Source organism: Gaetbulibacter sp. S0825 (genome assembly GCF_011777505.1).
Lineage (GTDB): Bacteria > Bacteroidota > Bacteroidia > Flavobacteriales > Flavobacteriaceae > Pontimicrobium.
On record NZ_JAATJT010000001.1, the window covers coordinates 716,260 to 730,014 of the forward strand.

The 13,755-nt window shown below is 33.3% G+C and carries 15 protein-coding genes; 11 read left to right on the plus strand and 4 right to left on the minus strand.

Annotation, left to right across the window (positions count from 1 at the left end):
- Positions 1 to 11: 11 nt before the first annotated feature.
- From HB672_RS03370 to HB672_RS03415, 10 genes are all read left to right on the plus strand, one after another.
- Complete coding sequence (locus tag HB672_RS03370; protein WP_167607702.1) at positions 12 to 512, plus strand: F0F1 ATP synthase subunit B; 501 nt, start codon at positions 12 to 14, stop codon at positions 510 to 512.
- A 6-nt stretch (positions 513 to 518) separates the two neighbouring features.
- Positions 519 to 1,049 carry an ATP synthase F1 subunit delta gene (atpH, locus tag HB672_RS03375; protein ID WP_167607705.1) on the plus strand — a complete coding sequence of 177 codons (531 nt, stop codon included), beginning with the start codon at positions 519 to 521 and terminating at the stop codon, positions 1,047 to 1,049.
- 28 nt (positions 1,050 to 1,077) lie between these two features.
- Positions 1,078 to 2,658 (plus strand): F0F1 ATP synthase subunit alpha, encoded by a 1,581-nt coding sequence (gene atpA, locus HB672_RS03380; protein ID WP_167607708.1) that lies wholly within the window; start codon positions 1,078 to 1,080, stop codon positions 2,656 to 2,658.
- Between the two features lie 37 nt (positions 2,659 to 2,695).
- A complete protein-coding gene (gene atpG / locus HB672_RS03385; RefSeq protein WP_167607710.1) occupies positions 2,696 to 3,556 on the plus strand; it encodes an ATP synthase F1 subunit gamma in 861 nt (286 codons plus the stop codon).
- Positions 3,557 to 3,656: 100 nt separating this feature from the next.
- Positions 3,657 to 4,169, plus strand: a complete 513-nt coding sequence (locus tag HB672_RS03390) for a hypothetical protein (protein WP_167607713.1) — start codon at positions 3,657 to 3,659, stop codon at positions 4,167 to 4,169.
- Positions 4,170 to 4,222: 53 nt separating this feature from the next.
- On the plus strand, positions 4,223 to 5,686 hold the full coding sequence (locus HB672_RS03395) for an oligosaccharide flippase family protein (protein WP_167607717.1): 1,464 nt from the start codon (positions 4,223 to 4,225) through the stop codon (positions 5,684 to 5,686).
- The gene (dut, locus tag HB672_RS03400) at positions 5,683 to 6,117 is read left to right on the plus strand and encodes a dUTP diphosphatase (RefSeq protein WP_167607720.1); all 435 of its coding nucleotides are present in this window, start codon (positions 5,683 to 5,685) and stop codon (positions 6,115 to 6,117) included. The genes HB672_RS03395 and dut overlap by 4 nt, the downstream gene beginning before the upstream one ends.
- Positions 6,118 to 6,170: 53 nt before the next feature.
- The gene (locus HB672_RS03405; RefSeq protein ID WP_348272541.1) at positions 6,171 to 7,544 is read left to right on the plus strand and encodes a tetratricopeptide repeat protein; all 1,374 of its coding nucleotides are present in this window, start codon (positions 6,171 to 6,173) and stop codon (positions 7,542 to 7,544) included.
- Positions 7,541 to 8,314 (plus strand): DUF4292 domain-containing protein, encoded by a 774-nt coding sequence (locus HB672_RS03410; protein WP_167607723.1) that lies wholly within the window; start codon positions 7,541 to 7,543, stop codon positions 8,312 to 8,314. The genes HB672_RS03405 and HB672_RS03410 overlap by 4 nt, the downstream gene beginning before the upstream one ends.
- Positions 8,311 to 9,540, plus strand: coding sequence for a peptidoglycan DD-metalloendopeptidase family protein (locus tag HB672_RS03415; RefSeq protein ID WP_167607726.1), 1,230 nt, complete (start codon positions 8,311 to 8,313; stop codon positions 9,538 to 9,540). Before HB672_RS03410 ends, HB672_RS03415 begins: the two co-directional genes overlap by 4 nt.
- Before the next feature lies 1 nt (position 9,541).
- Here the strand turns inward: HB672_RS03415 and HB672_RS03420 are convergent, their stop codons facing one another.
- From HB672_RS03420 to HB672_RS03430, 3 genes are read right to left on the minus strand one after another with little or no spacing between them, the layout of a single operon-like run.
- Complete coding sequence (locus tag HB672_RS03420) at positions 9,542 to 9,757, minus strand: DUF6515 family protein (protein WP_167607729.1); 216 nt, start codon at positions 9,755 to 9,757, stop codon at positions 9,542 to 9,544.
- A gap of 46 nt (positions 9,758 to 9,803) precedes the next feature.
- Entirely contained in the window at positions 9,804 to 10,316 is a 513-nt protein-coding gene (locus tag HB672_RS03425) for an acyl-CoA thioesterase (RefSeq protein ID WP_167607732.1), read from the minus strand.
- Between the two features lie 57 nt (positions 10,317 to 10,373).
- Positions 10,374 to 11,312, minus strand: a complete 939-nt coding sequence (locus HB672_RS03430) for an SPOR domain-containing protein (RefSeq protein WP_167607735.1) — start codon at positions 11,310 to 11,312, stop codon at positions 10,374 to 10,376.
- Between the two features lie 102 nt (positions 11,313 to 11,414).
- Between HB672_RS03430 and dprA the strand changes: the two genes are divergently transcribed.
- On the plus strand, positions 11,415 to 12,515 hold the full coding sequence (gene dprA / locus HB672_RS03435) for a DNA-processing protein DprA (RefSeq protein ID WP_167607738.1): 1,101 nt from the start codon (positions 11,415 to 11,417) through the stop codon (positions 12,513 to 12,515).
- A gap of 164 nt (positions 12,516 to 12,679) precedes the next feature.
- Here dprA and trpS read toward each other — a convergent pair whose 3' ends face one another.
- Entirely contained in the window at positions 12,680 to 13,648 is a 969-nt protein-coding gene (trpS, locus tag HB672_RS03440) for a tryptophan--tRNA ligase (RefSeq protein ID WP_167607741.1), read from the minus strand.
- Positions 13,649 to 13,755: the final 107 nt, after the last annotated feature.

Consider the following 13,755-nt stretch of genomic DNA (forward strand, 5'->3'; position numbering starts at 1 on the left):
ATAAATAGAATATGGAAAAGTTATTAGGAGAATTTTCGATTGGACTGTTTTTTTGGCAAACAGTATTGTTCTTAGCACTACTATTCTTACTAAGAAAATTTGCTTGGAAACCAATTCTTAATGCGGTAAACGATAGAGAAGAAGGAATTAAAAATGCATTAGACTCTGCTGAACAAGCTAAGAGAGAAATGGAAAACCTTCAAGCAGACAATCAGAAGTTATTAAAAGAAGCTAGAGCAGAAAGAGAAGAAATGCTTAAAGAAGCGCGTGAAATCAAAAATAAAATGATTGACGATGCGAAAGAAGAAGCAAGAGAAGAAGCAGGAAAACTAATTGCACAAGCTCAAGCATCTATTCAAACAGAAAAGAAAGCTGCAATTGCTGAGTTAAAATCGCAAGTAGCTAACTTATCTATCGAAATAGCAGAAAAAGTGGTTCGTGAAGAATTATCTAATAAAGATAAGCAAGTAAAATTGGTTGAGTCTATGTTAGGTGAAGCAACTTTAAACTAAACACTCATGAGTAGAGCAGCAATACGTTACGCAAAAGCAGTACTTAGTTTAGCAAGTGATCAAAATGCAGCAGAAGCTGTAAATAACGATATGAAGCTAATAGCGACTACTATTAAAGAAAACGTAGAATTAAGTCAGGCACTTAAAAATGCAATCGTTAAATCGGATTCTAAAACAGAAGCTTTGACTAAAATATTTCCAAATATAAATAGTATTAGTTCTAGGTTGTTCAACTTATTAATGTCTAATAAAAGAATTGACATTCTTGGTGATGTTGCATCAAAATATACAACGTTATTTGATGAGTTAAATGGAAAAGAAATTGCACAAGTAACTACTGCATTTCCTATGAATAACGATCTAGAAATTAAAGTACTAGCAAAAGTAAAAGAGTTAACAAGTAAAGCTGTAGAGCTAGAAAATATGGTGGATGAAGGCATCTTAGGTGGTTTCATTTTACGTGTTGGAGACAAGCAATATGATGCTAGTGTGTCTAACAAACTAAATAAGTTAAAAAGAGAATTTACATTAAACTAAGATATTTATATCTAAACAAATAAGTAAGATGGCAGAAGTAAAACCAGCTGAAGTATCAGCAATCTTAAAACAACAACTAGCAGGATTTGAAGCTACAGCGTCATTAGACGAAGTAGGATCAGTATTAACTGTAGGTGATGGTATTGTACGTGCATATGGACTTTCAAACGCTCAATATGGTGAGTTAGTAGAATTTGATGGAGGTCTTGAAGGAATTGTACTTAACCTTGAAGAAGACAACGTAGGTATTGTATTATTAGGACACTCTAAAGCAGTTGCTGAAGGTTCTACAGTAAAGCGTACTGGTCGTATCGCATCTATTAATGTAGGTGAAGGTATTGTTGGTCGTGTTGTTGATACCTTAGGAGCACCTATCGATGGTAAAGGACCTATCTCTGGAGATACATACCAAATGCCACTAGAGCGAAAAGCACCTGGTGTTATTTATCGTGAGCCAGTAACAGAACCTTTACAAACTGGAGTAAAAGCAATTGACGCAATGATTCCTGTTGGTCGCGGACAACGTGAGTTGGTTATTGGAGATAGACAAACTGGTAAAACAGCAGTTTGTATTGATACTATTATAAATCAAAAAGAATTTTACGATGCAGGAGAACCTGTATATTGTATATATGTTGCTATTGGACAAAAAGCATCAACAGTGGCTTTAATTGCTAAAACATTAGAAGAAAAAGGCGCTTTAGCTTATACTACAATTGTTGCAGCTAACGCATCAGATCCTGCGCCAATGCAGGTTTATGCTCCTTTTGCTGGCGCTGCAATTGGTGAATACTTTAGAGATACTGGTCGTCCAGCTTTAATCATTTATGATGATTTATCTAAGCAAGCGGTAGCGTATCGTGAGGTATCATTATTATTACGTCGTCCACCAGGACGTGAGGCGTATCCTGGAGATGTATTCTACTTACACTCTCGTTTATTAGAGCGTTCTGCAAAAGTGATTAATGATGATGCTATTGCTAAAGAAATGAACGACCTTCCAGATTCTTTAAAGCCAATGGTAAAAGGTGGAGGTTCTTTGACAGCTTTACCAATTATTGAAACGCAAGCTGGTGACGTTTCTGCCTATATCCCAACAAACGTAATTTCTATTACAGATGGGCAAATCTTCTTAGATGGAGATTTATTTAACTCAGGTGTACGTCCAGCGATTAACGTAGGTATTTCTGTATCTCGTGTTGGTGGTAATGCACAAATTAAATCCATGAAAAAGGTAGCTGGTACATTAAAACTGGATCAAGCACAATTCCGTGAACTAGAAGCATTCGCGAAATTTGGATCAGATCTAGATGCTGTTACTTTAAATGTAATTGAAAAAGGAAAACGTAACGTTGAAATCTTGAAGCAGGCACAAAACGATCCATTTACGGTTGAAGATCAAATTGCAATTATTTATGCTGGGTCTAAAAACTTATTGAGAGATGTTCCTGTAGAAAAAGTTAAAGAATTCGAAAGAGATTATATAGAGTTCCTTAAAGCAAAACATGAAGATGTTTTGAACACTTTAAAAGCAGGAAAATTAACTGATGAGGTTACAGATACATTAACGAATGTAGCAAAAGACTTATCAGCAAAGTATAAAGCATAATTATCATTCTCACGGTTGTGAGATTCATATTTAGAATATGGCAAACTTAAAAGAAATACGTAACAGAATTTCATCGGTATCTTCAACGATGCAGATTACCAGTGCCATGAAAATGGTATCTGCTGCAAAATTAAAGAAGGCACAAGATGCTATTACTGCAATGCGTCCTTATGCGAATAAGTTAACGGAGCTTTTGCAAAACCTTAGTGCTACTTTAGATGCAGATTCTGGAAGCAAATATGCGACTCAGAGAGAAGTGAACAAGGTGCTTATAGTGGCTATTACTTCCAATAGAGGTTTGTGTGGTGCATTTAATTCAAATATCATAAAGGAAGCAAGTAGATTAGCAAATGAAACGTACGCCAATCAAGAGGTTTCTTATGTTGCTATTGGAAAAAAGGCTAACGACGCATTGTCTAAAAATGGAGAAGTTGTTTCTAATAATAGTAATGTATTTGATGATTTAACGTTTGAAAATGTTGCTAGAATAGCCGAAATGTTGATGGAAAAGTTTGTTGAAGGCGAGTTTGATAAAATTGAAATCGTTTACAACAAGTTTAAAAATGCTGCGACTCAAATTGTTATGACAGAGCAATTTTTACCAATTGTACCTATGGAAGGAAGCTTAAATAACAATCAAGACTATATTTTTGAGCCATCAAAAGTAGAAATTGTTGAAACTTTAATTCCAAAGTCATTAAAAACGCAGTTGTATAAGTCTATTAGAGATAGTTTTGCTAGTGAACACGGAGCTCGTATGACGGCAATGCATAAAGCAACTGATAATGCTACTGAGTTAAGAGATCAATTAAAATTAACTTACAATAAAGCTCGTCAAGCGGCTATTACTAACGAGATCTTAGAAATTGTTGGTGGAGCGGAAGCACTAAATAATTAATTGAGAGCATTAAAAAATAATTAAGGGCCTTACTTTTTAGTAAGGCTTTTTTTATGGCATAGCTCTTGATTTAGTATCTTTATAATAAATAGTCAAGTAAATGAAAACCCTGAAGCAAATATTTAAATTATTAATATTAACAGTAATTATGTCTAGTTTTTCTCAATGTTCAAGTGCGCAAAAGCTTCAAAAAGAGTCACCAACAACCTTTGGAAACATATACTGTAAACAATGGGTTTCAGGAATGGTCGATGGACCTTCAGGAATGGATATTTTCATTGAAATAAAAGATTTAGAATTCCAACCAGATAGCGTTTATTTTAGAGAGAAAGTAACAAAACTAAATAAGCACTCACAAGAAGAAGGTGTTTACGTTGGTCGTTTTACATCACTATCTACTCAAAAACAAGATATTGTAATTAGCAGTGACTCTAAAGCTGAATATGGTAATAAAATGCCAGAGAAACCAATAAAAACCCCATTTGAATTGGCACATAATGAGTGTGTGATTAGTTATAATGTCAATGGAAAAACGAAGTATTACAAGCTTACTAATGTAGCTGAAATACAAATGGTGGAGGTTCCAATGTCACCAGTGTCTAATAATAACTAATGTTGCAAAACGTTTACTAATAACGTACTTTTAGCTACGTTAAAACCCAACTTTTGAGCGCATTTCAAAAACTTTTTAAGCAAACATTTATTTATGGATTAGCAACCGTTTTACCTAGGATGCTTAGCTTTTTGTTGGTGCCACTATACACTACAGAAGGTGTCTTAACTTCGGTAGCAGAATATGGAGAAGTATCAGTCATCTTTTCATATTTCGTAATATTTAATGTTGTTTTGGCTTATGGTATGGAAACAGCTTTTTTTAGGTTTTTCAATAAAGAAGAAGATAAAAATCAAGTTGTTGGGACTTCTACAATTTCACTAATTGTGTCATCTTTAGGCTTTTTTGCCTTAGCATTGATTTTTCAAAATCAGATAGCCTCTTTTATTGATATTGATGTAAAATACATCAATTTGGTTATTTGGATTTTACTATTAGATGCCTTGGTCATTATTCCATTCGCATGGTTAAGGGCCAACGAAAAACCTAAACGCTATGCAATCATTAAAATTTTAAATGTAGCTATCAACCTTGGTCTTAATTTATTCTTCTTATTAGCTTTAAAAGACTTGGCTTCTAACAATTCTGTGTTTGAAAATATCTACAAGCCAGATTTTCAAATTAGTTACATTTTCATAGCTAATCTTATTGCAAGCGCTGTAACATTATTGTTAATGTTGTCATTTTACAGTAAAATTAAATATGTGTTTAATTCACAGCTATGGAAAACCATGTTTCGTTATGCATTTCCTGTGCTTATAGCAGGTGTTGCTTTTTCGATAAATGAAACATTCGATAGGATATTGCTTAAGGAATTACTTCCTGCAGATGTAGCCGAAACCGATATTGGGATGTACTCAGCCTGTTACAAAATAGCTGTATTTATGACGCTTTTCGCAACAGCTTACAGACTTGGTATAGAGCCTTACTTTTTTAGTCATTCAAATAGTAAAAACCCACAAAAAAACTATGCAAAAATTTTAGAGCTATTTGTAGCATTTGGTTCTGTAATTTTATTGAGCGTCGTTGTTTTTGCAGATTTACTAAAATCATACATAGTAAGAAGTGAAGCTTATTGGGAAGCCATGTGGATTGTGCCAATAATCTTGTTGGCTAATTTCTGCTTAGGTATTTATCACAATCTTTCGGTATGGTATAAAATAACAGATAGAACAAAATTTGGCGCATACATTTCAGTTTTTGGAGCAATAATTACCTTAGTCATAAACATATTTTTCATTAAGGAATACAGCTATAGAGCCTCAGCAATTGCCACTCTTATTGCTTACAGCGTCATGATGCTATTGTCTTATTATTTTGGCAGAAAGTATTACCCAATACCGTATAACCTTAAAAAAATAGGGTTATATTTATTTGTCTCTGTGCTGTTTTCAGTGATTTCTTTCTATTATTTTAGAGAAAACTATTTAGTTGGAATACCATTGTTATTAGTATTTTTGGGTATCACTTACGCATTAGAAAAAAAAGAAATTAAACAATTATTAAGAAGAGTATGACTATTAAAATAATCAACAAATCCAATCACAATTTACCACATTACGAAACCATTGCTTCAGCAGGAATGGATTTAAGAGCAAACTTATCAGAGTCGAGAACTCTAAAGCCACTTGAACGAAGTATTGTAGGCACAGGCTTATTTATAGAGCTACCAATTGGTATTGAAGCACAAGTACGTCCACGAAGTGGTTTAGCAGCCAAAAAAGGAATAACAGTACTTAATGCTCCGGGAACGATTGATGCTGATTATAGAGGTGAAATTGGCGTGATTCTTGTAAACCTTTCTAATGAAGATTTCACCATTAATAATGGTGAGCGTATCGCACAATTAGTGATTGCAAAGCATGAACGTGCTGAATGGGAAGAAGTACAAGCGCTTTCTGAGACCGAAAGAGGCGAAGGAGGCTTTGGCAGCACAGGAACTAAATAATGTGTTAAAAAGAGCTTAAACAAACCCGTAGCGCTTTTAAAATATGTAATTTAGTGGCAGATATAATGAAGCTGAAAACCCAAATACTATTATTGATTCTTGGAATTATTTTTATTCCACAAACGCTTTTTGCTCAAGTTGATTTTAATAAAACACCAGATGATGACTTAGGTAATTTTGAAGATAAGTTTCAAGAACACTTCTACGAGGCTTTAAAACAAAAAGGCATAGAAAACTACGACCGCGCAATAAAATCATTGTTAAAATGCTTAGAGTTGGACGATTCTAAAGCAGTTATATATTTTGAATTAGGCAAAAACTACACGCAACTTAAAAACTTTGGTGCTGCCGAAGATGCCTTAAAAAAAGCTATTGATAAAGCACCAGAAAATGAATGGTTTTTAGATGCACTTTACGATGTTTATTACCAAAAAGACGATTTTAATAAAGCACTAAAAACAGTAAAAAAATTAGTGAAATTCCATCCAGACTATAAGGAAGATTTAGTATCACTTTACATTAAAAACAAAAAATATAAAGACGCATTAAAAACTTTAGATGAGCTCGATAAGGATTATGGGGTTTCAGAAAGGCGTGATTTTATGCGCAATCAAATTTATAATGCAACAGGAGGCGATAAAGAACGAATAGAAAATCTTGAAGAGCGTGTTGCCAATAACCCAAATAATGAGGCACTTTATTTACGATTAATTTATAGATATAGTGAATTAGGCGATAAAGAAAAAGCCTTCAACACCGCAAAAGAGCTTCTAGAAAAAAAACCAAATTCACACATTGTACATCTAGCATTGTATAAGTTTTATTTGAGCGATAACATGCCAAAAGAAGCAATAAATTCAATGAAAATTATACTTACAAGTCTTAAAATTAAGCCAGATGCGAAAACCAAGGTGTTAAACGATTTTGTATCATTTGTAAAAAATAACCCACAGTATGAAAACGATTTATTAGAAGTTACAACTATGGTATCCGATGATAACAATGGAAAATCCAATGTTGAATTAGCACAATATTATTTACAGAAAGGAAATAAAGAGATGGCTTTAAAGCATTATGAAATGGCTTTAAACAAAGATTCTGAAAATTTCGAAGTTCTAAAAAGCGTGATTTTATTATACATAGACAGTAAACAACATCAAAAAGTTGTCGATTTAGCAACAAAAGCTTTAGATGTATTTCCATCACAACCTATAATTTATTTAGCAAATGGTGTAGCATTTAATCATTTAAATCGTCCTAAAGATGCCATAGAGACGCTAGAAACAGGTATTGATTATGTGATTGATAATGCTCAAATGGAAATAGATTTCTATAAACAACTTAGTACTGCTTATAGAATGATTAATAATATTACTAAAGCTAATGCGTTTTCTAAGAAAGCCGAAAACGTTTTAATTAAGCAATGAAAAAAATAACCTACATAGTATTGGCAATTGTGCTTTTAATAAGCTTTGGCTGTAAGTCAACCAAAAGTATTACTTCCAATGGTGAATTGGATAGTAAAATATCTTCAAGACAATTAATAAAAGAGCATACTAAAACCTTTACTAAATTTAAAACCCTTCAAGCTCGTGTTAAAGTAGAATATTTGCAAGGAGATATGGAGCAGACCCATAGTATTAACCTTAGAATGGAAAAAGACAAAACCATTTGGTTAAGTGCCACTTTAGGGATAGTTCGCGCAAAAATAACACCGACAAAAGTAAGCTTTTACAATAAGTTAGATAACACCTATTTTGATGGCGATTTCTCATTAATTAGTGACCTTTTAGGAACTGATTTAGATTTTAATAAAGTACAAAACATGTTGTTAGGAGAGGCACTTTTTAATTTAACCTATAATAATTACAAGGCAGATGTTCATGAAAAATCTTATTTACTTCAACCAAAAAAACAAAGCGAATTACTTGAGGTTTTATTGCTTTTAAACCCATCACATTTTAAAATGGATTCGCAGCAAATTTCTCAGACTTTAAAACAAAGAATGTTACAAATTGACTATAAAGACTATCAAGAAGTTGATAAACAAGTATTGCCAAAAAGTGTCAATATTATAGCTGTGGAAGGCAATTTTGAAACCCAAATCAATATGGAATTTAGGTCAGTTTCGTTAGATAGTGATTTAAGGTTTCCTTTTCGAATTCCAACAGGGTTTAAAGAAATTGTTGTTAAATGATAAAAGCAAATATATCATCATATAAAATATATTTTCTTTTAATTCTATTCGTTTGTAGCTCATTGGCTCAGGCTCAAAGTGCAAAACAAAAACAATTAGAAGAGAGACGACGTGAACTAACACGTCAAATAAGCCAGTTTGAGCGCCTAATGTCGCAAGGCAAAAAAGAACAAACAACCATTTTATCTAGTCTAGATAATATTAATTACAAAATTTCAGTAAGGCAAAATCTAATTAGAAACATAAATCAGCAAGCCAATAACTTAACAAGAGAGATTAACAACAATCAAAAAGAAATTACCAATCTTAGAAACCGTTTACAGATTTTGAAAGATGAATATGCAGCAATGATTGTCAAATCCTACAAAAGTAGGTCTGAAGAAAGTAAAATTATGTTTTTGCTGAGCTCTAATAACTTTCAACAAGCATATAAGCGCTTACAGTATATTAAGCAATATGCCAATTATCAAAAAAAGCAAGGCGAAGAAATTAAGCTTCAAACCATCAAACTACAAGAGTTAAACAAAAATCTTCAAGCACAAAAACAAGAGAAACAAAAATTAATTGAAGCTAACAGATTAGCGAAAAAGGAATTAGACAAAGAGCTAAAAGAGTATGAAGGCTTAATGGCTTCGGTAAGTAAAAATTTAAGTAAGTATAAATCTCAAATTAGAACCAAGCAACAAGAGGCTGATAGGATAGATAAGGAGATTGAAAAAATAATTAGAGCAGCTATTTCAGCGTCTAATAAAAAAGCAGGAAAATCATCCTCTTCAAAAACATTTGCTTTAACTCCTGAAGAAGAATTGTTAGCCTCGAGTTTTGTCGCTAATAAAGGAAAGTTACCTTGGCCTGTTAGCGAAGGGTTTATTAAGGTGCCTTTTGGAACAAAACCCTCACCTATAGACAGAACAGTTAAAATCACTAATAATGGCGTTAGAATTGAAACTAATAAGGGAGAAAAAGTACGAGCTGTTTTTAATGGAACTGTAAACTCTGTGGTAAAGCAAAATAATGGTAATAATATTGTAATGATTCAACATGGAAATTATTTTACCATTTATAAAAACCTATCCAAAATCTATGTTCAAAAAGGAGATAAGGTTACTACAAAACAAGACATAGGCGAAGTTCGTACTAATAAAGCATCTGGTGAAGCCATATTGAGTTTTGGCGTGTGGAAAGGTCTTGAAAAACAAAATCCAGCGTATTGGATTAAGCGATAGTTTATACTCTTACAAATACATATCCTTTTTTAGTTTTTCTGTAATGTTTACCATTCCAAAAGTAATAACGCTTCCCTTTTACAACTACAATTTTATGATGTTTGGGAGCTACTTTCACAACAGTAGTTGTATGCGCAGGTCTTACTGCAACACGTGACACACAAGAGGTAGCAGAAAAGAAAATGACAATTCCGAAGATTAAAAAATAAGTTCTCATAGCATTTGGGTTTTGTTACTATAAGACTTATTGAATTTAAAAAGGTTTAATCAAAAAACAAGGCTTTAAGCTCTGTAGCTTCATCTGGTTTCATTTTTCCAGCAAGCACAAGGCTTAATTGTTTTCGCCTTAAAGCTCCATCGAAGCGAATTTTCTCTTCTTCTGTTTCTGGAATAATTGCAGGAATTTTAACTGGACGACCAGTTTCATCCACAGCCACAAAGGTATATATAGCTTCATTGGCCTTGGTGCATTCGCCAGATTCTCTATCATCTATCCATACATCTAAATACACTTCCATAGAAGATTTGAATGCTCTTGAAACTTTAGCTTCAACAGTTACCACACTACCTAAAGGCACAGGATGTTTAAACGCCACATGGTTAACCGAAGCTGTAACCACAATTCTTCGTGAATGACGCCTTGCAGCAATACTTGCAGCACGATCCATACGAGCCAATAGCTCGCCTCCAAATAAGTTATTTAAAGGGTTGGTTTCGCTTGGTAAAACCAAGTCGGTCATTGTTGTTTTAGAATCGTTAGGATGTTTAGCTTCCATGTACATTTTATTTGAAATGCAAAGGTAAGCCGCTTTTAATAACTAAGGAAGTAAAATTTAATTAAGTTTTTGAGCTAATAACCAAGCATCAGGATTGTGTGTTCTTTTGATTTTATAAAGTTCACGTTGTGCTTCAGCCCTTGTGTCGTAACTTGAATACACTACTTGATGCAGCCCATATTTGTTTGCGCCTATTTTTCTAGCACTAAAACCTTGAGCGTGTAATTGTTTTAATTTTTTATCACAATTTTCTTCTATTCGGAAAGCACCAGCAACTATATGAAAATTGCCACTTTGCTTGGCAACATTTAGAGTAACGCTTGGTAATGGATTATCTATTATAAAAGTAGCTTCCTGAATTTTGTTTTCTATTTCTTGGGTTGCTTCTTGCTGCGCTATTTGGTTTTGAGTCTCAATTTGATTGAGATAATAATTTGATGCTCCAAAGCCACCTAAAGTTAATGCTATAACAGCAACAGCAGCATATTTTAAGTAATTTCGTGATTTACGTTTTTCTGGTGTAATGGCGATAGGAGCAACTTTTTCAATGGATTCAACTTGCTCTTTATAAACTTCTCTTGATACATTTGGAGATACAAATTTTGCCAATCCAAAAGCATCAGTTAAATAGTTTAAATGGTAAGAAGGTTCAAAAGTTATTTTACCTTCATTACTTAACGTAATATCACCAATGTTTTTAAACGTCAAGGTTTCTCCTTGGGCTAAATAAGACTTTAAGGATTTTGTCTTTTTTGCAATCTTTTTTACTGCAACTTCGTAAGGTAGTTTTTCGACATCAGCAATGTAATTTGCTAACAAACCATCATTGTTTTTAAGTTGTTCATTAAACGATAATACTTTTTTAGGAGGGTAAAAAGTATTGCTAGAAGTATCAACTTTTGCAGATATAGGCTGCGTTAAAAAGGCGCCAAAATCTGGAATAATCACACATTCGTATCTGTATAGTAAATCGCTTATATAGGTTTCCAATTGCATAGAAACAAAGTTAAAAATTTTTCAATCCGTAAAAAAGTTCCTCCAACTATTTATTAACAATGTAATTTTTAGTTTCTTGTACGTTGTAATTCAATGATGTACATGTCTAATACCAACTTAATATATGCTTTAGCCTTACAAAATGCTCCAAATATTGGTGACATTACAGCCAAAAAACTCATTACGCACTGTGGTTCTCCTGAGGCTGTTTTAAACGAAAAGAAACAAAACTTGCTTAAAATTGATGGCATTGGTACGTATGCCATTGGCGATTTACATAAAGACATATTACTGCAGAATGCTGAAAAAGAATTGGAATTTATAGAAAAGCAGGGTATTGTTAGCCACTATTTTATGGAAAGCAGTTATCCTGAGCGATTAAAGCACTGCGTAGATGGGCCTATTTTATTATTTCAAAAAGGAAATGTAAACATAAAAAACCAACCTATTATTAGTATAGTTGGCGCACGAAAAATTACCACTCAAGGGATTGCTAATTGTGAAGCGATTGTTGAACGTTTAGCACCTTATAACCCAATTATTGTATCTGGGTTTGCTTATGGTACAGATATTACTGCGCAAAAAGCTGCCATTAAGCACAATTTGCAGACTATTGGTTGTTTAGCACATGGGTTTAATCAAATCTATCCAAAGGTTCATAAAAAATATGTTGCTGATATTGAAAGTCATGGAGGGTTTTTCACTGATTTTTGGAGCACTGATGAGTTTGATCGAAACAACTTTTTAAAGCGCAACCGAATTATTGCAGGATTAAGCGAAGCAACTATTGTGGTAGAATCTGCCGAAAAAGGAGGAAGCTTAGTGACAGCAGATATTGCAAACTCATATAACAGAGAGGTGTTTGCTGTTCCAGGTCGTATTACCGATACGCAAAGTGTTGGTTGTAATAATTTAATTAAACTTCAACGTGCACATCTACTCTCTAAAGCTGAGGATATTCCTTATATACTAAATTGGAAGTTAGAAAGCGAAGAAAAGCCTATCCAAAAACAATTATTTGTTGAATTAGATACCGATGAAAAACTGATATACAATTTCCTAAAAGAGAATGGAAAGGAATTACTAGATATAATTGCTTTAAAATGTAATATGCCAACTTTTAGAGTGGCTTCTTTATTGTTAAGTATGGAGTTAAAAGGCGTGGTGAGACCATTGCCTGGTAAACAGTTTGAGGTTATTTAAGTTTTTTATATTCAATAAAAAACATAACAATGTTAACAATAATTAGAATTATTGCCAAAGTAATAACCCAATCAAACTTATTGTTGCTCGAAGGATATCTTGAGACAATTACCAGTAACATTACTAGTATATTTTATAGGGTCGGCCAAACGATTTTTTTCATATTAATACCCAATCTTCGTTCTAACCCTTTTTAGCACATCATCGGCAACGACCTTAGCTTTTTCAGCACCAATAGCCAAGGATTTGTCAATTTCGTTGAGGTTATCCATATAATAATTGTAACGCCCCCTTTCAGCAGAAAATTTATCAATGAGTAATTCAAACAAAGCTTGTTTTGCATGGCCATAACCATAACCACCTTTTTCGTAATTGGCTTTCATCTCAGCTATCTGATTGTCATTAGCAACGAGCTTGTAAAGCGCAAAGCAATTACAAGTTTTCCAGTCTTTAGGTTCTTCTAAAGGCGTACTATCTGTAGCAATAGCCATAATTTGCTTACGTAATTTCTTGTCTGGTAAAAATAAATTGATAATATTATTTTGGCTTTTACTCATTTTCCCACCATCAATTCCAGGAACATACATAGTGTCTTTTTGTATATCAGCCTCAGGTATTACAAAGGTTTCTCCAACCTTTGCATGAAAACGTGAGGCTACATCGCGAGTCATTTCAATATGTTGTAATTGGTCTTTTCCAACAGGAATAATATTAGCGTCGTACAATAAAATATCTGCAGCCATAAGCATTGGATAGGTAAACAAACCTGCGTTTACATCTTCCAATCTATCTGCTTTATCCTTAAAACTATGTGCTAGCGTCAATCTTTGATAAGGAAAAAAACAGCTTAAATACCATGATAATTCCGTTACTTGAGGCACATCACTTTGGCGATAAAACACGGTTTTATCAATATTTAATCCAAAAGCTAACCATGCAGCAGCAGTAGAGTATGTATTATTTTTTAAGGTATCTGCATCCTTTATTTGGGTTAATGAGTGCATATCTGCAATAAATAAAAATGACTCATTGTTTGGGTCGTTACTCATCTGTATTGCAGGTATAATTGCTCCTAAAAGATTTCCTAAGTGTGGTGTTCCTGTACTTTGTACGCCTGTTAGTATTCTTGCCATAGTCATTTCCCACGAAAGCGGGAATCTCTTTAATTAATAATTCTTTATAACGAAACACAAAGGTAATTTTTTTGATAGAATAGCTCAATTAAATTAATTAGATTTGG